General features: G+C 60.4%; 23 protein-coding genes and 1 tRNA gene. 11 read left to right on the top strand and 13 right to left on the bottom strand.

From position 1 onward, the window contains the following. Positions 1 to 42: 42 nt before the first annotated feature. From PMI32_RS26095 to PMI32_RS26115, 5 genes are all read right to left on the bottom strand, one after another. Positions 43 to 118: transfer RNA gene (locus tag PMI32_RS26095), tRNA-Phe, on the bottom strand. A 103-nt stretch (positions 119 to 221) separates the two neighbouring features. After that, the gene (locus PMI32_RS26100; protein WP_008024947.1) at positions 222 to 494 is read right to left on the bottom strand and encodes an oxidative damage protection protein; all 273 of its coding nucleotides are present in this window, start codon (positions 492 to 494) and stop codon (positions 222 to 224) included. Continuing rightward, positions 491 to 1,558 (bottom strand): A/G-specific adenine glycosylase, encoded by a 1,068-nt coding sequence (gene mutY / locus PMI32_RS26105; RefSeq protein ID WP_008024945.1) that lies wholly within the window; start codon positions 1,556 to 1,558, stop codon positions 491 to 493. The genes PMI32_RS26100 and mutY overlap by 4 nt, the downstream gene beginning before the upstream one ends. Further along, positions 1,555 to 3,780, bottom strand: a complete 2,226-nt coding sequence (locus tag PMI32_RS26110; protein ID WP_008024943.1) for an AsmA family protein — start codon at positions 3,778 to 3,780, stop codon at positions 1,555 to 1,557. The genes mutY and PMI32_RS26110 overlap by 4 nt, the downstream gene beginning before the upstream one ends. Positions 3,781 to 3,850: 70 nt before the next feature. Continuing rightward, positions 3,851 to 4,255 (bottom strand): acetyl-CoA sensor PanZ family protein, encoded by a 405-nt coding sequence (locus PMI32_RS26115; protein WP_008024940.1) that lies wholly within the window; start codon positions 4,253 to 4,255, stop codon positions 3,851 to 3,853. A 224-nt stretch (positions 4,256 to 4,479) separates the two neighbouring features. On the opposite strand from PMI32_RS26115, the gene PMI32_RS26120 reads away from it, so the two are divergent. From PMI32_RS26120 to PMI32_RS26150, 7 genes are all read left to right on the top strand, one after another. Beyond that, positions 4,480 to 6,144 (top strand): OFA family MFS transporter, encoded by a 1,665-nt coding sequence (locus PMI32_RS26120; protein ID WP_008024938.1) that lies wholly within the window; start codon positions 4,480 to 4,482, stop codon positions 6,142 to 6,144. 248 nt (positions 6,145 to 6,392) lie between these two features. Further along, on the top strand, positions 6,393 to 6,986 hold the full coding sequence (hisB, locus tag PMI32_RS26125; protein WP_003218037.1) for an imidazoleglycerol-phosphate dehydratase HisB: 594 nt from the start codon (positions 6,393 to 6,395) through the stop codon (positions 6,984 to 6,986). Continuing rightward, entirely contained in the window at positions 6,986 to 7,624 is a 639-nt protein-coding gene (hisH, locus tag PMI32_RS26130) for an imidazole glycerol phosphate synthase subunit HisH (protein WP_008024932.1), read from the top strand. Before hisB ends, hisH begins: the two co-directional genes overlap by 1 nt. Beyond that, positions 7,625 to 7,882, top strand: coding sequence for a DUF2164 domain-containing protein (locus tag PMI32_RS26135; protein WP_008024930.1), 258 nt, complete (start codon positions 7,625 to 7,627; stop codon positions 7,880 to 7,882). It abuts the gene before it with no gap. Positions 7,883 to 7,924: 42 nt separating this feature from the next. After that, positions 7,925 to 8,662: a 1-(5-phosphoribosyl)-5-[(5-phosphoribosylamino)methylideneamino]imidazole-4-carboxamide isomerase gene (gene hisA / locus PMI32_RS26140; protein ID WP_008024928.1), complete on the top strand. Its 738-nt coding sequence runs from the start codon at positions 7,925 to 7,927 to the stop codon at positions 8,660 to 8,662. Between the two features lie 9 nt (positions 8,663 to 8,671). Next, positions 8,672 to 9,442, top strand: a complete 771-nt coding sequence (gene hisF, locus PMI32_RS26145) for an imidazole glycerol phosphate synthase subunit HisF (protein WP_007972752.1) — start codon at positions 8,672 to 8,674, stop codon at positions 9,440 to 9,442. A gap of 77 nt (positions 9,443 to 9,519) precedes the next feature. Next, the gene (locus PMI32_RS26150; RefSeq protein ID WP_008024926.1) at positions 9,520 to 10,275 is read left to right on the top strand and encodes a substrate-binding periplasmic protein; all 756 of its coding nucleotides are present in this window, start codon (positions 9,520 to 9,522) and stop codon (positions 10,273 to 10,275) included. A 112-nt stretch (positions 10,276 to 10,387) separates the two neighbouring features. Here PMI32_RS26150 and PMI32_RS26155 read toward each other — a convergent pair whose 3' ends face one another. The 4 genes from PMI32_RS26155 to gpmI all read right to left on the bottom strand — a co-directional run bounded on the left by PMI32_RS26155 (position 10,388) and on the right by gpmI (position 15,569). Further along, positions 10,388 to 11,155 carry a divergent polysaccharide deacetylase family protein gene (locus tag PMI32_RS26155; protein WP_008024924.1) on the bottom strand — a complete coding sequence of 256 codons (768 nt, stop codon included), beginning with the start codon at positions 11,153 to 11,155 and terminating at the stop codon, positions 10,388 to 10,390. A 1-nt stretch (position 11,156) separates the two neighbouring features. Beyond that, a complete protein-coding gene (locus tag PMI32_RS26160) occupies positions 11,157 to 12,476 on the bottom strand; it encodes a S41 family peptidase (protein ID WP_008024923.1) in 1,320 nt (439 codons plus the stop codon). Positions 12,477 to 12,510: 34 nt separating this feature from the next. Further along, complete coding sequence (locus PMI32_RS26165) at positions 12,511 to 13,809, bottom strand: murein hydrolase activator EnvC family protein (RefSeq protein WP_008024921.1); 1,299 nt, start codon at positions 13,807 to 13,809, stop codon at positions 12,511 to 12,513. Between the two features lie 230 nt (positions 13,810 to 14,039). After that, positions 14,040 to 15,569 (bottom strand): 2,3-bisphosphoglycerate-independent phosphoglycerate mutase, encoded by a 1,530-nt coding sequence (gene gpmI, locus PMI32_RS26170; protein ID WP_008024920.1) that lies wholly within the window; start codon positions 15,567 to 15,569, stop codon positions 14,040 to 14,042. A 153-nt stretch (positions 15,570 to 15,722) separates the two neighbouring features. Between gpmI and PMI32_RS26175 the strand changes: the two genes are divergently transcribed. Genes PMI32_RS26175 through secB form a run of 3 tightly spaced genes read left to right on the top strand, consistent with a single transcriptional unit; the run spans position 15,723 to position 16,919 of the window. Beyond that, complete coding sequence (locus PMI32_RS26175) at positions 15,723 to 16,136, top strand: rhodanese-like domain-containing protein (protein WP_008024918.1); 414 nt, start codon at positions 15,723 to 15,725, stop codon at positions 16,134 to 16,136. A 1-nt stretch (position 16,137) separates the two neighbouring features. After that, positions 16,138 to 16,392, top strand: coding sequence for a glutaredoxin 3 (grxC, locus tag PMI32_RS26180; protein ID WP_008024917.1), 255 nt, complete (start codon positions 16,138 to 16,140; stop codon positions 16,390 to 16,392). A 41-nt stretch (positions 16,393 to 16,433) separates the two neighbouring features. Next, the gene (secB, locus tag PMI32_RS26185; RefSeq protein WP_007897410.1) at positions 16,434 to 16,919 is read left to right on the top strand and encodes a protein-export chaperone SecB; all 486 of its coding nucleotides are present in this window, start codon (positions 16,434 to 16,436) and stop codon (positions 16,917 to 16,919) included. Between the two features lie 131 nt (positions 16,920 to 17,050). Here secB and PMI32_RS26190 read toward each other — a convergent pair whose 3' ends face one another. Next, the gene (locus tag PMI32_RS26190; RefSeq protein WP_008024914.1) at positions 17,051 to 17,506 is read right to left on the bottom strand and encodes a tRNA (cytidine(34)-2'-O)-methyltransferase; all 456 of its coding nucleotides are present in this window, start codon (positions 17,504 to 17,506) and stop codon (positions 17,051 to 17,053) included. Here PMI32_RS26190 and PMI32_RS26195 point away from each other — a divergent pair. Then, positions 17,505 to 17,945 carry a hypothetical protein gene (locus PMI32_RS26195; protein WP_032828573.1) on the top strand — a complete coding sequence of 147 codons (441 nt, stop codon included), beginning with the start codon at positions 17,505 to 17,507 and terminating at the stop codon, positions 17,943 to 17,945. The two genes, PMI32_RS26190 and PMI32_RS26195, sit on opposite strands and share 2 nt — an antisense overlap. A gap of 522 nt (positions 17,946 to 18,467) precedes the next feature. Here the strand turns inward: PMI32_RS26195 and ntrC are convergent. The 3 genes from ntrC to PMI32_RS26210 form a co-directional block, all read right to left on the bottom strand. Next, positions 18,468 to 19,904: a nitrogen regulation protein NR(I) gene (ntrC, locus tag PMI32_RS26200; protein ID WP_008024910.1), complete on the bottom strand. Its 1,437-nt coding sequence runs from the start codon at positions 19,902 to 19,904 to the stop codon at positions 18,468 to 18,470. After that, positions 19,901 to 20,986, bottom strand: a complete 1,086-nt coding sequence (gene glnL / locus PMI32_RS26205; RefSeq protein ID WP_008024908.1) for a nitrogen regulation protein NR(II) — start codon at positions 20,984 to 20,986, stop codon at positions 19,901 to 19,903. Before glnL ends, ntrC begins: the two co-directional genes overlap by 4 nt. Positions 20,987 to 21,216: 230 nt before the next feature. Then, complete coding sequence (locus PMI32_RS26210) at positions 21,217 to 21,837, bottom strand: DUF4124 domain-containing protein (protein WP_032828576.1); 621 nt, start codon at positions 21,835 to 21,837, stop codon at positions 21,217 to 21,219. Positions 21,838 to 21,875 lie beyond the last annotated feature (38 nt).

Here is a 21,875-nt window from a genome sequence, read left to right as displayed (position 1 = left end):
ATAAAAAAACCCTGAATCTTGCGATTCAGGGTTTTCGGTATTTGGTGCCCAGAGACGGAATCGAACCGCCGACACGGGGATTTTCAATCCCCTGCTCTACCGACTGAGCTATCTGGGCAACGGGGCGCATTAAACGGGTTTTTCAGGGGGTCGTCAAGCAAGTTTTCAAAAAAAATTTAATTATTACCGTCGCTTACGTTCCGACCCCCGATAAAGCGGGATTATTCTGCAGGCGGAACGTAGCCTTCAGCCTTGGCGTATTCCTCGCCGGAGAAGTACTTGTCCATCTCGCCTTGCAGATATTTGCGGTCTTCGGCGTTCATCATGTTCAGGCGTTTTTCGTTGATCAGCAGGGTCTGGTGTTTCTGCCAGTCGGCCCAGGCCTTCGCCGAGACGTGGTCAAAAATGTCCTGGCCTTTGGCGCCCGGGAATGGAGCGCGCTCCAGGGCTGGCAATTCTTCTTTGTACTTGCGGCACATGATGGTGCGGGTCATGACGACTCTCCTGCGTTCAATACGGCGGCCGCGCGTTCGAGCAAGGTTTTGACCGGGGCGGCAAGGCCCAGGCGCGGCGGGGTGGCGAGGTTATACCAGAGCCAGTCGGCCTCGGCCACGTGATGGCCGGCCTCCTGGACCTGAACCAGCCAGGGTTCGATGGACAACTGAAAATGGCTGAACGTGTGTACGAGGCTCGGCAGCGCTTGTTGGCTGCCCAGCTCCAGCGAGTGCTGTGAGGCCAGATGTTGCAGGTCGTCGAGGTCGTCGAGTTCCGGCAGGCTCCACAGACCGCCCCACAAGCCCGTGGAAGGGCGACGGTAAAGCAGAATCGCGCCGTCTCCGTTGGCGAGCATCGGCATCAGCGTGCGCTTTTGTGGCACGGCTTTGCGCGGTTTGGGAATCGGGTAGCGGGTTTCCAGGCCGAGCATGTGCGCTTCGCAGCCCTTTTCCAGCGGGCAGAGCAGGCAGCTTGGTTTGCTGCGAGTGCAAAGCGTGGCGCCCAGATCCATCATCGCCTGGGTGTAGGCGTTGACCCGATCATACGGCGTAAAGCGCTCAGCGTTCGCCCACAGCTGTTTGGCGACCTTCGGCTCGCCCGGATAACCCTCCTGCGCCGTAAAGCGCGCCAGCACGCGTTTGACGTTGCCGTCGAGGATCGGCGCCCGCAGGCCCATGCTCAGGCTGGCGATGGCGCCCGCCGTGGACAGGCCGATCCCCGGCAGCTCGACCAACTTATCCACATCCCGCGGAAATTCGCCGCCGTACTCGGCGACGACGATCTTCGCGGTCTTCTGCAAATTGCGCGCGCGAGTGTAGTAACCGAGGCCGGTCCACAGGTGCAGCACTTCGTCTTCCGGTGCGGCGGCCAGGGCTTCGACCGTCGGCAGCGAGGCCATGAACCGGTCGAAGTAATTCAGCACGGTGCTGACCTGGGTTTGCTGCAACATGATCTCCGAGACCCACACCCGATACGGTGTGATGCCTTGCTGCCAAGGCAAATCGTGGCGGCCGTGGCGGTCGTACCAGTCCAGCACCGCCGATGAAAACTGCTCGGATCTCATCGCTTGAACAGCCCCTTCAGTGCGTTTTTCAGCTCGGGACTGACTTTGTCGCCAAGCTTCTCGTCGATTTTTTCGCTGATTTTGTCGCCCGCAATTTTGGACGCGACCTGGCCCATGCGTTCGTTGTCGAGGCGGCAAGCCTTGGCGCCGAGCTCCAGCGGGCCACGGCAGCGCAACGGCCATTCGATGCCGACAAATTTGTCGCCGACCTGACAGGCCGGATCCGGCATGGCGCTCGTATCGCCTTCGACGATGATGCCAACGCGGTAGTCCATGCCCAATACCCGCAGGTCGACGTCACCGTCGCCATTCACGGTCATGCCCGGGATGCGCACTTTCAGGTCCGGGTTGCTGGCCACGCCGTTACGGAAGGTCAGGTTGCCCTTGAGCTCCTGGAACGGCGTGTCCTTGCCGCGTGGTTCGCCGCTGAGGGATTTGCGGTTGAGCGTGGCGATGCCTTTGCACAATTGCTGTTCGAGGTTGGCGTTGAGCAGCACGCCGTTGTTGATGACGAAACTGGCATTGCCGTTGAGGGTTTCGATCAGCGCTTTCTGGCTGTTGCCATTACCGGTCAGGTTGCTGTCGAGCGTGACCAGGCCTTTGACTGGCGGTTTTTTACCCTGGCTTTCGAGGATTTTTTCCACAGGCACTTTGCTGATATGCGTCTGCATGTTCAGCGCCGGTGTCTGTTGGCGTACGTCGAGGGTGCCTCTGGATTCGAAGGTGCCGTCGTACAGGTCGCCGCGCAGGTTCTCAAGCTTCAGCAGACCTTCCTTGCCATTGGCCTTGAGCGCCGCGTTCTGAATCGGCAGCTTGTCGAGGGTCAACTGGCCAAAGGTCAGGTCAGCATCCACGTCGAGTTTGTTCAGGCGTTCCACCGGCAGCAGGCGCTCGTTGCTCCACGCGTCTTTGGTGGGCTTGTCCGGCAGCGGTGTGCTGCCTGCGCCGGCCATGGCATCGGCTTCGATGCTGGCCACTTCGGCCTGGCGCACTTGCGTCGCGCTATTGGCTTCGGCGGATTTTGGCGGCAGGTAGCGGTCGACGTTGAAGGTGTCAGCCTTGAGCGCGGCGCGTAGCGATTGCTTGGCGAAATCCTCGACGGCAATACGACCGCTGAAGGTGCTGTCATCGACTTTCAGGTTGATGTTGTCGAGTGTCAGACTGGTTGGCGTACCGGCAATGCGGCTGACCAGTTCAACTTTGCTCAAACTGCCTTCAGCCATCGCCGGGAGTTTCTGGCCGATGCTGTCGACGAATTTCGCCAGGTCGAATTGGGCAATCGAAAGGCCGCCGTTGATTTGCGGTGTCTTGTCGAGGTCGTTGACCTTCAGTTCGCCCAGTGCGCGCAACTGGTTGGCGGAAATCTTGATGCCAGTCCATTCGGCGACGTTCGCTGCTTTATCCAGCAGCAACTGGCCTTGGGCGGCGAAGGTCACGGTCTTGCCTTGCAGCGGATCACCGGCGATTTCGCCGGACAGCTTCATGTCCTCGAATTTGTAGCGTTGCAAGGCGCGTTCAAAACGCAGCTCGCCATTGAGCTCGGTGCGGACCCGCAGAACGGGCTGGTTGGTGCCCAGGAACGCGGTGAGCTTGACCGGGATGTTGGTCGAATCGTGGACCGGCCCGGTGCTCAACTGGATGCTTTCGGCGCTGAAATGCTGGCCGGTTTTCTCGTCGCTGTATTCAACGCGGGCGTTGTTGACGGTCAGGCTGTCGATGTCCAGGCGGATCGGCTGCGCCGGTTTTTCCACTTGAACGGTGGTTTGCGGTGCAGGTTCGCCAGGTGTGACCGCAGGAGCGGTCGAGTTGGCAGTCGCCGGCACCTTGCCAATGTCTTCCCAGTTGCCGTGGCCGTCCTTGTCGCGGTTCAGGCGCAGGTTCAGGCCTTCGACGCGCACGTCGCTCATCTGCACTTCACGGCGCAGCAGCGGCAGCACGCGCACCGACAGGCCGAGCATCTGCAAGTCAGCGAACGGTTCGGTGGGCTTGGCCAGGGTCGCGACACTGGCTTCGTGCAATTCCAGGCCCAGCCACGGGAACAGGCTCCAGCCGATGTCGCCATTGAGCGTCAGCTCGATGTGGGCCTTGTCGCGGGCAATCTGGCGAATCTCGTCTTTATAGTCGTTGGGATCGAAGAGGTGGGTCAGGGCAAAGCCCAGCGCCACAATGATCAGCAACAACCCGAGAAGTACCAGACCCAGGATTTTGCCGAACGCTTTCATGGGCGAGTCCTTGTAGTTAGTCGATTTAGCCGGGGAGTATAGCGCTCAGAAGTGGACGACCGGTCAGCGATCAACCCGGCAGCACATCCAGTGGCACTTTCAGTTTGGCCGCCAGCGCCTGGGACTCAAGGTGCCCGGCAGGTGCCAGCAGGCGCAATGTCGCACCCGTTTGCGACGCCAGCTTCTGCGCTTCGTTCACCATTCGCTCGGCAACCCCACGACGACGGGTGATTTTTCGTACACACAGTTGGGACAGATGCCAGACGTCCTGGTGCCTTTGCAAACGTGCCGCGCCCAGCAGGCGATCATTGAAACGCCCGGCGATCAACGAGCCGTCCCGCAGGCAGCCTTCGATCAACTGCACATCATCGGCAAACGGCGCGAACAGCCAATCCGGCGCATCGCGGTAAATCTTCTGCAAATCCTGCTGATCCTGATAGGTGGCTTCGTTCAGCGGCTCGACGATGACGGGCATGGCGGTTCCTTCAGTGGTACGAGAACAGATGACTTGCAAAAACGTGATATCAGTTTGGTTTTTCTGTCACGTGCAAATGGTAACCTCTGCTGGTTCGTCCGTCCTTCTGCGACGCGATGTCGCACCAAAATGGAGCTTTACCTCAAAAAAACAGTCATGCGTGCGCATAAAGGCTGGAGGTGGGCAGTGGCTGGCGAACCATACTAATAATTGGGGGATACACAATGACCACGAGCATCACGGCGGACGGCATCTATGCCGGCCAGCCTGCGTTCCTGTCCAAGGAGCGCATCATCGCCAAGCCCGGTTTCAACCGTTGGCTGGTGCCACCGGCCGCGCTGGCCATCCACCTCTGCATCGGCATGGCCTACGGCTTCTCGGTGTTCTGGTTGCCACTGTCCAAAGCCCTGGGCGTGACCAAGGCGGTGACCTGTGCACCGGACATGAGCTTCATCTCGCAAGTGTTCTCGTCGCAATGCGACTGGCCGATCTCGATGCTCGGCTGGATCTACACCCTGTTCTTCATCTTCCTCGGCTGCTCGGCCGCGATCTGGGGTGGCTGGCTGGAACACGCCGGGCCGCGCAAGGCTGGTGTTGTGTCGGCACTGTGCTGGTGTGGTGGTCTGCTGATTTCGGCGCTGGGTGTGTATACGCACCAGATCTGGCTGATGTGGATCGGCTCCGGGGTCATTGGCGGTATCGGCCTGGGCCTGGGTTATATCTCGCCGGTCTCGACCCTGATCAAGTGGTTCCCGGACAAGCGCGGCATGGCGACCGGCATGGCGATCATGGGTTTCGGCGGTGGCGCGATGGTCGGTGCACCGCTGGCCGCAGCCTTGATGGGGCACTTCGCTTCGGCAGACAGCGTGGGCGTGTGGCAGAGCTTCCTGGTGATGGCCGCGATCTACTTCGTGTTCATGATCGGCGGCGCACTGTCCTACCGCGTCCCACCAACCGGCTGGAAGCCTGAAGGCTGGACCGCTCCGGCGAAAAAAGCTTCGAACGCGATGATCACTCATCGTCACGTGCACGTGAATGTGGCGTGGAAAACCCCGCAATTCCGTCTGGTATGGCTGGTGCTGTGCCTGAACGTGTCCGCCGGTATCGGCATCCTCGGCATGGCTTCGCCGCTGTTGCAGGAAGTGTTCGCCGGCAAATTGCTCGGCACCGACCAGACGTTTGGTCAGCTGGACGCGGGCCAACTGGCCTCGATTGCCGCGATTGCTGCCGGCTTCACCGGTTTGCTGAGCCTGTTCAACATTGGTGGCCGATTCTTCTGGGCATCGTTCTCGGATTACCTGGGCCGCAAAAACACCTATTTCGTGTTCTTCGCCCTGGGTTTTGCGCTGTACGCGTTGATCCCGAACCTTGGTCACCTGGGCAACGTTGCGCTGTTCGTGGCGGCGTTCTGCATCATCCTGTCGATGTATGGCGGCGGTTTTGCGACGGTGCCGGCTTACCTGGCGGACCTGTTCGGTACACAAATGGTCGGTGCGATCCACGGTCGTCTGTTGACCGCCTGGGCGGCAGCGGGTGTGTTGGGTCCGGTGCTGGTGAACTACCTGCGTGAGTATCAGCTGAGCATCGGCGTTGAACGTGCCGCCGCTTACGACATCACGCTGTACATCCTCGCGGGCCTGCTGGTGCTGGGTTTCATCTGCAACCTGCTGGTGCGCCCGGTAGCCGACAAGTACTTCATGACCGACGCTGAACTGGCCGCCGAACAGGCGCTGGGCCACGACAAGGGTGCTGATGCCAGCACCTCGCTGGAGTGGAAAGCGGCGTCGGGCACCAAGCCGTTGGCGATTGCAGCGTGGCTGGTGGTTGGGATTCCGTTGGCGTGGGGTGTTTGGGTGACCCTGCAAAAAACTGCGGTGCTGTTCCACTAAGTACCCCGCGCCCGATCCGTCGGGCGCACTGCTACCTGTAGGAGCGAAGCTTGCTCGCGAAGAACGATGGCGCGGTGTTTCAGGTACACCGCCTTCGCGGGCAAGCCTCGCTCCTACATGTCATGACAGGTACGCCACCGACTTTGTTGAATTCACTCCGTCAGTCATATCACCTCTCGTGTTTCTGTTTCCCGCCCGCGCCCCTATAATGGCTGCCTTTTTCGCCCAATGATTTTGCGGAGCTGGTGATGGCCGAACGTAAGGCGTCAGTCGAGCGCGACACTCTGGAAACCCAGATCAAAGCCTCGATCAACCTGGATGGCACCGGAAAGGCCCGATTTGATATCGGTGTTCCTTTTCTTGAGCACATGCTGGACCAGATCGCCCGTCACGGGCTGATCGACCTGGATATCGTCAGCAAGGGCGACCTGCATATCGACGACCACCACACCGTGGAAGACGTCGGTATTACCTTGGGTCAGGCTTTCGCCAAAGCCATCGGCGACAAGAAAGGCATCCGTCGCTACGGCCACGCCTACGTGCCGCTCGATGAAGCGCTGTCGCGCGTGGTGATCGACTTCTCCGGCCGCCCTGGCCTGCAGATGCACGTTCCCTACACCCGCGCCACCGTGGGCGGTTTCGACGTTGACCTGTTCCAGGAATTCTTCCAGGGCTTCGTCAACCACGCGCTGGTCAGCCTGCACATCGACAACCTGCGTGGCACCAACACCCACCACCAGATCGAAACTGTGTTCAAGGCTTTCGGCCGCGCACTGCGCATGGCCGTAGAGCTCGATGACCGCATGGCCGGTCAGATGCCATCGACCAAAGGCGTTCTGTAATGCAGACGGTCGCGGTTATCGATTACGGCATGGGCAACCTGCACTCGGTGGCCAAGGCCCTCGAGCACGTCGGTGCCGGCAAGGTCTTGATCACCAGTGATGCCGATGTGATTCGCGAAGCTGACCGGGTGGTGTTTCCCGGCGTTGGCGCGATTCGCGATTGCATGGCGGAGATCCGTCGCCTGGGTTTCGACTCGTTGGTGCGTGAAGTCAGCCAGGACCGTCCGTTCCTCGGCATCTGCGTCGGCATGCAAGCCTTGCTCGACAGCAGTGAAGAGAACGACGGCGTCGACTGCATCGGCCTGTTCCCGGGCGCGGTGAAGTTCTTCGGCAAAGGCCTTGTTGAAGACGGCGAACACCTGAAAGTCCCGCACATGGGCTGGAACGAAGTGAAGCAGACGGTGAGTCACCCGCTGTGGCACAACATTCCGGACCTGGCGCGTTTCTACTTCGTGCACAGCTACTACATCGCTGCCGGTAACGCGCGGCAGGTGGTCGGTGGCGGTCACTACGGTGTCGATTTCGCTGCGGCGCTGGCCGATGGCTCGCGTTTCGCCGTGCAGTTCCACCCGGAGAAGAGCCATACCCATGGCCTGCAATTGCTGCAGAACTTCGCTGCGTGGGATGGTCGCTGGTAAATGGCCGTCAAGAAGAAGCCGCCGATCCTGACCCTCACTCCCGAGCAGGAGAACGAGGCCAATCACAAGATCAAGCGCTTCATGGAGGATCGCTTCGAACTGGACCTGGGTTCGTTCGAAGCGGCCGAAATCCTTGAGCTGTTTACCCGTGAAATTGCGCCGCACTATTACAACAGGGCGATTTTCGATGTGCAGACGCACCTTAAAGAAAGGTTCGAAAGCATCGAAAGCGACTTGTGGGCGCTCGAGAAAAACTGATTTCCGAGCGAAGCTGAACACTCGAATTTGAAGGTTTGCCAGATGCTGATTATTCCCGCTATCGATCTCAAGGACGGTGCCTGTGTTCGTCTGCGCCAGGGCCGCATGGAAGATTCCACAGTGTTCTCCGATGACCCGGTGAGCATGGCTGCCAAGTGGGTGGAGGGCGGTTGCCGTCGTCTGCATCTGGTCGACCTGAACGGTGCCTTCGAAGGCCAGCCGGTCAACGGCGAAGTGGTCACCGCCATCGCCAAGCGCTACCCGAACCTGCCGATCCAGATCGGCGGCGGTATCCGCTCGCTGGAAACCATCGAGCACTACGTCAAAGCGGGCGTGAGCTACGTGATCATCGGCACCAAAGCCGTGAAAGATCCGGCTTTCGTCGCTGAAGCCTGCCGCGTGTTCCCGGGTAAAGTGATCGTCGGCCTGGATGCCAAGGACGGTTTTGTCGCCACCGATGGCTGGGCTGAAATCAGCACCGTTCAGGTCATCGACCTGGCCAAGCAATTCGAAGCCGACGGCGTGTCTGCAATCGTTTATACCGACATCGCCAAAGACGGCATGATGCAGGGCTGCAACGTGCCGTTCACCGCTGCGCTGGCCGCTGCCACGCGTATTCCGGTGATCGCTTCCGGCGGTATCCACAACCTGGGTGACATCAAGTCGCTGCTCGACGCCAAGGCACCGGGCATCATCGGCGCGATCACCGGCCGGGCGATCTACGAAGGCACCCTCGACGTCGCTGAAGCGCAAGCTTTCTGCGATTCGTACAAAGGCTGAGGACTGACCATGGCGCTGGCCAAACGCATCATCCCTTGCCTGGACGTGGATAACGGCCGGGTCGTCAAAGGTGTGAAGTTCGAAAACATCCGCGATGCCGGCGACCCGGTGGAAATCGCCCGTCGTTACGACGAGCAGGGTGCCGACGAGATTACTTTTCTCGACATCACCGCCAGCGTCGACGGTCGCGACACCACGCTGCATACCGTTGAGCGCATGGCCAGCCAGGTCTTTATTCCGCTGACCGTAGGCGGCGGCGTGCGCACCGTGCAGGACATTCGCAACCTGCTGAATGCCGGCGCGGACAAGGTCTCGATCAATACCGCTGCCGTGTTCAACCCTGAGTTCGTGGGTGAGGCGGCGCAGCATTTCGGTTCGCAGTGCATCGTGGTTGCCATCGATGCGAAGAAGGTCTCTGGTCCGGGTGAAACCCCGCGCTGGGAAATCTTCACTCACGGCGGGCGCAAGCCGACCGGTCTCGACGCTGTCGAGTGGGCGAAGAAGATGGAAGGCCTGGGAGCCGGCGAAATCCTGCTGACCAGCATGGACCAGGACGGCATGAAAAACGGCTTCGACCTGGGCGTTACCCGTGCGATCAGCGATGCGCTGGGTATTCCGGTGATCGCTTCCGGCGGCGTCGGTAACTTGCAGCATTTGGCCGATGGCATTATCGAAGGTCACGCCAGCGCCGTTCTGGCGGCGAGTATTTTCCATTTCGGCGAATACACCGTGCAGGAAGCCAAGGCCTACATGGCCCATCGCGGCATCGTGATGCGCTAAACAAACGATACAGGCCAGTGGACATCATGGCGGGCTCAAGGCACTCTTGGGTACGCCATGGATCTCGGTAGCCAGACATGCTCAAACGCCTTCTTCTTGCCCTCGCCAGCGCTTCTCTATTGCAGATCAGTGGCGTGCACGCCACCGAAAATCCCGACGCCGACCTGGTACTGCTGACGGAAAACTTCCCGCCTTACAACATGGCCAAGAACGGCAAGAACTTCGCTCAGGACGAGAACATCAATGGCATCGCCGTGGACATTGTCCGCGAGATGTTCAAGCGTGCCGACGTAACCTACAGCCTGACCCTGCGTTTCCCCTGGGAGCGAATCTACAAACTCGCCCTCGAGAAACCCGGGTATGGCGTGTTCGTGATGGCGCGGCTGCCGGACCGTGAAAAGCTCTTCAAGTGGGTCGGCCCGATCGGTCCGGATGACTGGATCATGCTGGCCAAGGCGGACAGCAAGATCAGCCTGGAAACGCTGGAAGACGCGCGTAAATACAAGATCGGTGCGTACAAGGGCGACGCGATTGCCGAGACGCTGGCCAAGCAAGGGTTGAAGCCGATTGTCGTGCTGCGGGATCAGGACAACGCGAAGAAGCTGACCAGCGGCCAGATCGACTTGTGGGCCACGGGCGACCCGGCGGGGCGTTACCTGGCTCGACAGGACGGCGTCACCGGGCTCAAGACCGTGCTGCGCTTCAACAGTGCGGAGTTGTACCTGGCATTGAATAAAGACGTGCCGGATGAAACCGTCGCCAAGCTGCAAGCCGCGCTGGATCAGCTGCGCAAGGAAGGCGTGGTGGACGAGATCATGGGGCGGTATCTCTAACCGTCCACCCATCCTTGTAGGAGCCGGCTTGCCGGCGATGGCGGCAGTGAAATCGATGCATGATTCGAGGCCGCTATCGCCAGCAAGCTGGCTCCTACAGTGGTTCCGTTGATTAGCGGTAAACGCCGTCCTTGCCATGCGCAGTCGTTGCGCGGTTACTGCGCACGCTGATCATCAACTTGATATCAATCCAGTCAATGCCCTGAGCTTTCAGCTTCGGCAATTCGCGCTCCAGCACTGCCAGCGTCTGCGGATACGGATGCCCGATCATCACCGCCGAACCCTGTTTGTGCGCCAGATTGATCGCGGTCTGTAGCTGGGTGAAAATCGCCGCTTCCGTTCGCTCATCATCCAGAAACACATCCCGCGAAACACTCGCCAACCCAATCTTCTGCGCTTCGGCCGCTGCCACGGTTTGCGCGCTGGTGCGGCTGTCGACGAAGAACTTGTGCCGCCGCTGCAACTCCGCCATCAACCAGGCCATGGCGGGTTGCTGTGCGGTCATGCGACTGCCCATGTGGTTGTTGATGCCGCTTGTGTACGGGATCATTTTGAACGCCGCGTCGAGGCGCTTCTCCAGCTCTTCGATGGGCAGCTCGGGATGCCAGGCGAACGGCCCCGTGGCGGGGTCCATCGGCATGTGCAGGATGACGATCTTGCCGGCGCGATGAGCTTCGCGAGCGAATTCGGTGGCGTGGGGTGTGTCGGGCATGATCGCCGTGGTCACCGGGCCGGGCAGGGCCAGCACGCGGCGATCCCGGGGCAGGTTCTGCCCCAGGTCATCGATGATCAGGCTGATGTAGGCTTTTTGAGGGGTGGGCGCCGCATGAGCAACACCCGCCAGACAGCACAACAGACCGAGGACTAACCGCAGACGCATCTCAGCGGCCGGAGGTGATGCTCAACCCTTTGAGCAGGCTCAGGGCCTGGGCCAACTGGTAGTCATCGTCCTGCGGCATCGCCTTGGCCTTGGCGCTGGAGCCGGTCGGTTTGTCGGCGCCGCCGTTGCCATTGCCCAGGTGACCTTGCAGATCGGCTTCCTTGAAGTATTCGCCGTCCTGCTCGCTGGTGATCTTGGCCTTGCGCACTTCGATGTCCGGGACGATGCCCTGAGCCTGGATCGAGCGGCCGTTCGGCGTGTAATACAGCGCCGTGGTGATCTTCAGTGCGCGATCGTTGTTCAGCGGCAGCACGGTTTGCACCGAGCCCTTGCCGAAACTGGTGGTGCCCATGACCACCGCGCGTTTCTGGTCTTGCAAGGCACCGGCCACAATTTCCGAGGCCGAGGCGCTGCCGCCGTTGATCAGCGCAACCATCGGCACCGCTTCGCTTTCGTCTTTGCCGGTGGCGGAGAAGCGCAGCTCGGAGTTGGCGATGCGGCCCTTGGTGTAAACGATCAGGCCTTTGGTGATGAAGTGGTCGACCACTTCCACCGCCGCCTGCAGCACGCCGCCCGGGTTGTTACGCAGGTCGAGGATGATGCCTTTGAGCTTCTTGCCGTTGTCCTTGCGCAACTTGGCCAGGGCCTTGGAGACTTCTTCGCCGGTCTTGACCTGGAACTGGGTGATGCGGATGTAGCCGTAGCCGGACTCCAGCAACTGGCTCTTCACACTCTTCACCTGAATGATGGCGCGAGACAGGGTCACGTCGAACGGCGTGCCGCCATCGCGAACCAGGGTCAGGGTGATTTTCTGGCCGATCTTGCCGCGCATCTTGTCGACGGCTTCGGTCATGCTCTGGCCGCGAGTCGGCTGGCCGTTGATCTTGACGATGAAGTCGCCGGCCTGAATGCCGGCCTTCGAGGCGGGTGTGTCATCGATAGGCGAAACCACCTTGATGAAACCGTCTTCGGCGCCGACTTCGATGCCCAGGCCGCCGAATTCGCCGCTGGTGCTTTCCTGCAATTCAGCGAAGTCTTCCGGGCCCAGGTAGGCGGAGTGCGGGTCGAGGTTGCTGAGCATGCCTTTGATGGCGTTTTCCAGCAGGGTCTTGTCGTCCACCGGTTCGACATAGGCTGCCTTGATCCGGTCCATGACCTCGGCAAAGGTGCGCAACTCTTCCAGCGGCAACGGCGCCTTGGTCGTCGCAGCAGTGCCCGCAGGCGCGACCGCCGGAGCCGGTTGAGCAGCGAACGCCAGAGGCGCGCCGATCACCAGGGCGATCGTCAGGGCCAGCGAGGTAAGACGGGACAAATGCAGCATGTCGAACGAACTCCTAATGTAGGTGACTCAACGCCTATCCTTGCGCGCGGCACCATTGCGCCGGATCACTCGGGTGACCCTGCTGACGAATTGCGAAATACAGTGCTGGAGTGTCCTGCCCGCCGCTGTTACCGACAGTGGAGATGGACTCACCGGCTTTCACCACGTCACCCGCAGACTTGAGCAGCGTCTGGTTGTGACCGTAAAGACTCAAAAAACCGTTGCCGTGGTCAAGGATCACCAGCAAGCCGGCACCGCGCAGCCAGTCGGCAAACACCACGCGGCCACCGTGCACGGCATGCACCTGGCTGCCGGCGGAGGCGCTGATCATCACGCCGTCCCACTTGGTACGGGCGTCGTCGCCACGGGTTTCGCCAAAGCGTGCCAGCAGTCGACCATCAACCGGCCATGGAAGTTTGCCCCGGCTGGAAGCAAAGGGGCCGCCAAACGTCTCGCCTGAGCTTGATACCAGGGCGCCGGGTGTCGATTTAACGGGTTTGCGTGGGGCGTCAGTGGCGTCTGCATCTGCTGCCGCCTGAGCCTCACGTAAACGCTTTTTTTCGGCTTCCTGCTGGGCAATCAGCGCTTTTTGCCGCGCTTCTTCTGCCTCACGAGCCTGGCGAGCCAGGGTTTCTTCGATGGTTTTAAGGACTTTAGACAGGTCTGCCTGATCCTGCTCGCGGGCGGCCAGCTTCTGATCACGAGCCTTTACGTCATCGCTGAGCTTGGCGAGGACTTGCTGGCGTTCCTGACGGACTTTGTCGAGTTCATCGCGCTGGCTGTCGAGGCTGCTCTTTTGCACCAGCAACTGCGCTTGTTGCAGGGCGATGTCTTTTTCGACATTGGCCAATTGGCGCAAGGTTTCGTTGAAACTCTTCAACTGCTCCAGGCGGGCCTGGCTCAGGTAATCGTAATAGGTGAGGGTGCGGGCGAATTTTTCCGGATTCTGCTGGTTGAGCAGCAGCTTCAAATACTCCTGACGGCCGTTCTGATAGGCCGCGCGGGCCTGAATGGCGATCAGTCTTTGCTGTTCAATGCGCGCGCTCTGGAGTTTTTTTTTCTCACCATCGAGACGCTGCAGCTCGGATTCGCTTTTCTTCAGCTCTTTTTGCAGGGCTTCGACCTGCTTCTCGAGCTTGCCCATCTCGGTCTCGGTGCCCTTGAGGTCTTTCTGCACCCCGGATTTTTCTTCCTGGAGCTTGCCCAGCAGTTTTTTCAGCTCGGCGATGTCCTGACGCGTGGCGTCCAACTGTTGTTGGGTTTGCGCGCGCTCGTCAGCAAAGGCCGGTTGGAGCAGGCAAGTCAGGGCAAGGGCTATCAGGACGCGAAGCATAGAGGCGGGCGACACCAGGGAAAGGGACGGCCTAGTATGCCCGCCCCACGCTGCAAAAAAAACGCCCAATTGGGGCTGTGTGATAACCGGCCCGAAAAACACCGCAAAACCAATGTGGGAGCGGGCTTGCTCGCGAAAGCGGTGTGTCAGTCGACATCAACGTTGACTGACACACCGCTTTCGCGAGCAAGCCCGCTCCCACAGGGTTTTTCGGTGTTTGAGCGACCGGGTTACACCAGAATCGAAGTCCCGGTCATTTCAGCCGGTTTTTCCAGACCCAACAGCTTCAGCATGGTCGGCGCCACATCTGCCAGCACGCCGCCTTCACGCACCTTCAGGTCACGCTTGCCGACATAAATGAACGGCACCGGCTCGGTGGTGTGCGCGGTATGCGCCTGGCCGGTGGTTTCATCGGACATTTGCTCGACGTTGCCGTGGTCAGCCGTGATCAGCGCTTCGCCGCCGACTTTGTCCAGCGCATCGACGATGCGGCCAACGCACAGGTCCAGGCATTCCACGGCTTTCACCGCTGCTTCGAACACGCCGCTGTGGCCGACCATGTCGCCATTGGCGTAGTTGACCACGATCACGTCGTAACGCTGGTTTTCGATGGCATCGACGATGCGGTCGGTGACTTCCGGCGCACTCATTTCCGGCTGCAAGTCATAAGTAGCGACTTTCGGCGACGGGATCAGGATGCGTTCTTCGCCCGGGAACGGTTCTTCACGGCCGCCGGAGAAGAAGAAGGTCACGTGGGCATACTTCTCTGTTTCGGCGATGCGCAGCTGCGTCTTGCCGTTTTTCGCCAGGTAGTCGCCGAGCACGTTGTCCAGGCTGCCGGCGGCGAAGGCCGATGGCGCAGGGATGCTGGCGGCGTATTGGGTGAGCATGACGAAACCGGCCAGTTTTGGCTGGCGCGCACGTTCGAAATCCTTGAAACCGTCTTCGACGAACACGCGGGTCAGCTCGCGGGCGCGGTCGGCGCGGAAGTTCATGAACACCACGGCGTCGCCGTCTTCGACTTTAACCGGCTCGCCGATGGAGGTGGCTTTGACGAATTCGTCGCTCTCGCCACGATCGTACGCGGCTTGCAGGCCTTCCTGGGCGGTGGCGGCGTTGAATTCGCCATTGCCATCGACGATCAGGCTGTAAGCCTGGGACACGCGGTCCCAACGGTTGTCGCGGTCCATGGCGAAGTAACGGCCAATGATGCTGGCGATCCGGCCTTTGCCGAGGGCCTGGAAGGTCGCGTCGAGCAGCTCGATCGACGACTGGGCGCTTTTCGGCGGCGTGTCGCGGCCATCGAGGAAGGCGTGCAGGTAGATTTTTTCCGCGCCGCGTTTGGCAGCCAATTCGGCCATGGCAACCAGGTGATCCTGGTGGCTGTGAACGCCGCCATCGGACAGCAGGCCCATAAAGTGCACGGCTTTGCCGGCGGCAACGGCTTTATCCACAGCCGCGCAGATGGTCGGGTTCTCGAAGAACTCGCCGTCGCGGATCGATTTGGTCACGCGAGTAAAGTCTTGATACACAACGCGGCCGGCACCGAGGTTCATGTGGCCGACTTCGGAGTTGCCCATCTGGCCATCCGGCAGGCCGACGTCCATGCCACTGCCCGAGATCAGACCGTTCGGCACGGTGGCCCACAGACGGTCCAGTACGGGCTTCTTCGCCGCATAGATGGCGTTGGATTCAGGGCTCTCACTGTGACCGAAGCCGTCGAGAATAATCAGGACCAAAGGTTTAGGCGTGGTAGTCATGGATTCCACTCGTGGCTGAGTTAAAAGAGGGCAATGGAAAAGGGAGTGGCAGTTTAAAGCGAAGTTCCGACGGCGTCACCGCCGGACGGGGTTTGGCCCACCATAGTGGCTGTGTATACTGGCCGACATTTTAACGCCCTGGAACCTCCTTCGATGGTTGCTCACCTGATTGAATTTGCCACTAACCACTATCTGCTCGTCGGTATCTTCGTGGTACTGCTGGCGTTGCTGATCGCCTATCAGATGCAAGGCGGCGGCCGCAGCCTGAGCACTGGTGAACTGACCGGCCTGGTCAACAAGGACGCGGGCGTTGTGATCGACATTCGTCCGGTCAAGGATTTCGCCGCCGGTCATATTGTTGGCGCGTTGAACATTCCTCACGACAAACTGGCCGCTCGCGTGGCCGAACTGGAAAAGCACAAGGCCAAGACCATCATCCTGGTCGACGCCATGGGCCAGACCGCTGGCACTCACGCTCGCGAACTGATGAAGTCCGGCTTCACCGCCGCCAAGCTGTCCGGCGGTATTTCCAGCTGGAAAGGCGACAACCTGCCGCTGGTGAAGTGATATGAGCAACGTCGTCGTCTATTCCAGCGATTACTGCCCTTACTGCTCGCGAGCCAAGTACCTGCTCGAGAACAAAGGCGTGGCCTTCGAAGAGATCAAGGTCGATGGCAAGCCGCAGGTGCGCGCCGCCATGGCCCAGAAGGCCGGGCGCACGTCCGTGCCGCAGATCTGGATCGGTGAGCGCCACGTTGGCGGTTGTGATGATTTGTTTGCCCTTGAGCGCGCCGGCAAGCTCGACGCCATGCTCAAGGCCTGAATGCCTTCCCTATAAGACCCCAAGATCAGAAAGGATCTGAGATGACTGACCAACAGAACACTGCAGCTAGCGAAGAAGAAACCGCACCGCAATTCTCCTTGCAGCGCATCTACGTACGTGACTTGTCGTTCGAAGCCCCGAAAAGCCCGGCGATCTTCCGCCAGCAGTGGGAACCAAGCGTCGGTCTGGATCTGAACACCCGCCAGAAGGCACTGGAAGGCGACTTCCACGAAGTCGTGCTGACCCTGTCCGTGACCGTGAAAAACGGTGAAGAAGTAGCGTTCATCGCTGAAGTGCAACAGGCCGGGATCTTCCTGATCAAGAACCTGGACGACGCTTCGATGAGCCACACCCTCGGCGCGTTCTGCCCGAACATCCTGTTCCCGTACGCTCGCGAAACCCTGGACAGCCTGGTGACCCGCGGTTCGTTCCCGGCCCTGATGCTGGCTCCGGTGAACTTCGACGCGCTGTACGCACAAGAACTGCAACGCATGCAGGCGGCTGGCGAGACTCCGACCGTTCAATAAGCGGTCTGAGCGTCGAAGCAAGTCCAATGTGGGAGCGGGCTTGCTCGCGAAAGCGGTTGATCATTCAACATTAATGTTGAATGACACGACGCCTTCGCGAGCAAGCCCGCTCCCACATTTGTTATGGGGTGTTACTTGAATCCGAGCTGGCGCCAGCCCTCGTAGACGGCAACCGCCACAGTGTTCGACAGGTTCAGGCTGCGACAGCCTTCGCGCATCGGCAAACGCAGGCGTTGTTCGCCGGGCAGGGCATCGAGCACTTCCGCCGGCAAGCCTCGGCTTTCCGGGCCGAACAGAAAGGCATCGCCTTCGGCGAAGCTCGCGTCGTGGAACGGCCGCGAACCCTTGGTGGTAAACGCGAACACCCTTGGATGACCAAGGCTCTCCAGGCAACTGGCGAGGTCCGCATGGCGTTGCAGGGTGGCATACTCGTGGTAATCGAGGCCGGCCCGGCGCAGGCGCTTGTCGTCCATCTCGAAGCCCAGCGGTTCGATCAAATGCAGGTGGCAGCCACTGTTGGCGCACAGCCTGATAACGTTGCCGGTATTCGGCGGAATTTCTGGTTGAAAAAGGATGACGTGAAACATGCACGGCTCCGAAGGTAAAGATGACGGGCATTCTACGCCGCAAGCGGATCCCCGTTCGAAACTATTCCCGCGTGTGATGGGTTCGTTGGCGATTGTCGGGGTAATGGTGGGGCTGATGATCGGCCGCCTGACCACGCCCGACCCCAGTGAATTGCAGCAGATCGAGGTGACGAACGACGGCCTGGTGGTGTGGTTCAACAACGAACCCAAGTCCCACGGCGAGTTTATCGACGGCAGCCTGGCGTTGCTGTTCGAGGCGGAGGGCAAGACGCAGAAAGGTCAGCTCAAGCTCAACGACAAGAACGTGAACTGGCGGGTGCGATTGAGTGATGGGGGGTTGTTGCTGTCGGTGGTGGCGGCCCGGCCACTGCAAGGCGAGTGGGCCGGTAGCGAGGTCGATGACCGCTGGCGGCTGGAGATCCATCTCCGAGAGCAATAAAAGAGGGAATCCCCGGCCTGCCTGTACCAAGGTTCCCAAAACGGCAGGGCTCGCGCATTGCGTGAGCCCGGTGTAAAGAAGGAACCCCTGACCTGCCTGTATCAAGGGCCCCAAAACTGTTTGGGCTCGTCGCAAGTGCGGTGTGAGCCCGATGTAAAGAGGGGAATCCCCGGCCTGCCTGTACCAAGGTCCCCGAAACCGGGTAGTGAACTGAATCACTGAATGGACTATTGCAGGGGGCGTGCCAGGTTTTAACAGCTTGAAACAATCACGCGCTCTGAAACGCCAAAAGCCCCGTATTACGGGGCTTTCGTGTTTTTTCGCCAGGGGTTCGATTGTGAGCGCAGGTGGGATTTTGGATCGGTTGGCGTGCGCGATTGCGGTTCACTCTGCATTCAGTCGGTGCATGTTGGCCCCAAAAGCTTCGCGGGCAAGCCTCGCTCCTACAGGATTTCTACCAACCTGTAGGAGCGAGGCTTGCCCGCGAATGGATCTATGCAGCGATGATGATCTAAAGGCTGATTAACCCTCATCCCCCTCATCATCATCCCCACCATCCACCTTCATCCCCAGTTCCTTGATCTTGCGCGTCAGGGTATTACGCCCCCAACCCAGCAAAACCGCAGCATCACGACGACGACCAGCGGTGTGCTTGAGCGCAGTCTCGATCATGATCCGCTCAAACGCCGGCACCGCGCTGTCGAGCAGGCTCGACTGACCGCGAGCCAACGCCTGATCGGCCCACTGACGCAGCGCTTGCTCCCAGTTGGTCACCGGCGCCGAATCCTGCGGCAGGCTCAGCAGCTCCGGCGGCAGGTCACTGATGTGCACTTCGCGACCCGAAGCCATCACCGTGATCCAGCGGCAGGTGTTCTCCAGCTGACGGACGTTGCCGCCCCACGGCAGGTTCTTCAGGTATTCCTCGGTTTCGCTTTTCAACAGCTTCGGCTCGACCGCCAGTTCTTGCGCGGCGCGGCTGAGGAAGTGCTTGGCGAGGGTCGGGATGTCTTCGCGACGGTCCGACAACCGTGGAATATGAATGCGGATCACGTTGAGGCGATGGAACAAGTCTTCACGGAATTTCCCGGCGTGCACCAGGGTTTCCAGGTTCTGGTGAGTCGCGGCGATGATCCGCACGTCGACTTTGACCGGCACGTGGCCGCCGACGCGGTAGAACTCGCCGTCTGCCAGCACGCGCAGCAAACGGGTCTGCGTGTCCGCCGGCATGTCGCCGATTTCATCAAGGAACAGCGTGCCGCCATCCGCCTGTTCGAATCGTCCGCGACGCAGGTTGGCCGCGCCGGTGAACGCGCCTTTTTCATGGCCGAACAGCTCGGATTCCATCAGGTCTTTCGGGATAGCCGCCATGTTCAGCGCAATGAATGGCGAAGCCGCCCGTGGACTGTGACGGTGCAGGGCATGGGCGACCAGCTCTTTACCCGTACCCGATTCACCGTTGATCAGCACGGTGATGTTGGAGTGGCTCAAGCGCCCGATGGCGCGAAACACTTCCTGCATCGCCGGCGCTTCACCGATGATTTCCGGAGTGCGGGTCAGGGCGACCGGGACTTCCAGGCCTTGCTGTTCCTGGGCGTGCTGGTTGGCGCGCTTGACCAGGGACACCGCTTCGTCGACATCGAACGGCTTGGGCAGGTATTCGAACGCGCCGCCCTGATAGGACGCGACAGCGCTGTCCAGATCGGAGTGCGCAGTCATGATGATCACTGGCAGCCGTGGGTGTTGCTCGCGAATCCGCGCCAGAAGGTCCAGACCGCTGGCACCCGGCATGCGAATGTCGGAGATGATCACGTCCGGCTGCTGGCGCGCCAGGCGGCTCATCACGCCATCGGCGCTGTCGAAGCTTTGCGTGGTCATGCCTTCCTGCTGCAAGGCTTTTTCCAGGACCCAACGGATAGAACGGTCGTCATCGACGATCCACACGGTTTCACTACGGCTCATGTCGATGTGGCTCCTTGTTCCAGTGGCAGAAAGATCGAGAAGGTGGTGTGGCCTGGATGGCTGTCACATTCGATCAGGCCCTGGTGCTGGCTGATGATGTTCTGGGTAATGGCCAGGCCGAGCCCGGTACCGTCCGGGCGCCCGCTGACCATGGGAAAGAAGATGGTTTCCTGAAGTTCCGCAGGAATGCCGGGGCCGTTGTCGATGATTTCGATCTTGGTCACCAGGCGATGGCGCACGTGGCCGATGGTGAACTGGCGCATGGCGCGGGTGCGCAGGCTGATGCGGCCCAGGCGCAGCTCGTTCTGGCTGCTGATGGCCTGCATCGCGTTGCGCACGATATTCAGGACGGCCTGAATCATCTGTTCGCGGTCGATCAACACGTCGGGAATGCTTGGGTCGTAGTCGCGCACCAATGTGATGCAGCCCTGGCTTTCCGCCTCGACCAAGTGGCAGACGCGTTCCAGCACTTCGTGGACGTTGCACATGGCCAGCGATGGCAACTTGTTGGAGCCGAGCATGCGATCGACCAGGTTTCGCAGGCGGTCGGCTTCTTCAATGATGACGTTGGTGTAGTCGCGCAGGCTTTCTTCCGGCAGTTCGCGGGCGAGCAGTTGGGCTGCACCGCGAATCCCGCCGAGCGGATTCTTGATCTCGTGAGCGAGGCCGCGCACCAGCATCTTGCTGGTTTCCTGCTTCGACAGCTGCGCCTCTTCCTTGGTGATCCGCAGCAAGCGGTCACGCGGGTGGACTTCCAGCAGCAGCATGGTGGCGCCGTTGGCCAGGATCGGTGTCACCGCGTAATCGACGGTCAGCGTCTGGCCGGTCAGGGCGGTGAGCATCGCTTCGCGTTTGGTGAACGGATGCGCCTGCTCGACCGCCTGGCGCAGGGAATTCAGGGCTTCGGTGGACTCGGTGAACAACTCACTGATGAACTGCCCATGGCTGCGCTGGCCGCTGATGGCCAGCAGCATCTCCGCCGCCGGGTTCATGTACTCGAGGCGCAGTTCGGCGTCGAGCAGGATGGTGGCGGTGGTCAGGTTGTCGAGCAGCAATCGATGCAGTGCGTCGCTAATGGTCATCAGGACCTCTTTTGGAGCAGGGCATGCGCGTGAATAACGCGCCGATATGAGGAAAATGCAAAAACCAAACCAAGGCTCCGAAAAGAAGCGTTAAAGGCCTGAAACGGGCGTTTGACGCTCGTTTGCGTGGCGTTCTGCCAGCTTTTGCGGGTACTTTCGAACCAAAATGGGTTGATATTTGGGTGCGGTGCAACCTATCGCACCAATATAGTGCGCAAAGCTGAGCAAGGTTAGAAGAAACGCAGGAAGGGATTTTTGGGCTCGATGGGTTTGTCCTTGAGCGGACATTCCGGTCGTTGGCCGTAGTCGGTCAGCGCGCAGGGTTTGACCTGGCGTTTTTGTGCCAGGGAAATGCGCAGCATGTGGAAGGGTTGATTGGCGGTGCGCTCGACGATGCGGCCGTGTTCGTCGAGGATTTCCACGGACAGGTTATGGCTGCCACGATCGATGTTGCTCAAAGCGAACACCGGGCTCGGACCCGGTTCAGCGGTGGGCTGCCCGTCCAGCAACAAGCGGTAGCGATGGCCTCGTTGTAGGCCGGGCTCGCTGGTGATGCTGACGATCAGTTCGCCGGCGCTGCTGCGGATTGTGGCGTCGGGCTCGGGAACCAGCACCCGGAGCATGTCGTAGCGGAACAGGGGTTTGGTTTCGGTCCGCTTCTCGGCAATCACCGGCGCTGCGCCGGTCGGGTTGGCGGACATGCGGTTGCTCGTCGCCAGCGGCACGCGTTTGGCGTTGCCGGAGCCAGGCTGGTCGGTGAAGACCCGATTGCCCTGTGCATCGATGTAAGTGAAGACTTCGGCCGATGCGGACAGCGCGATCAGGCAGGCGGCCAGCAGCCATAACCTCACGGCTTGTGCACCCGCTGAACCGTGAAGGTTACGGTCGG

Origin of the sequence: Pseudomonas sp. GM60 (assembly GCF_000282415.1) — a bacterium.
GTDB lineage: Bacteria > Pseudomonadota > Gammaproteobacteria > Pseudomonadales > Pseudomonadaceae > Aquipseudomonas > Aquipseudomonas migulae.
Note: the sequence above shows the minus strand (reverse complement) of the source record. Positions and strands in the feature narration are given on the sequence as shown.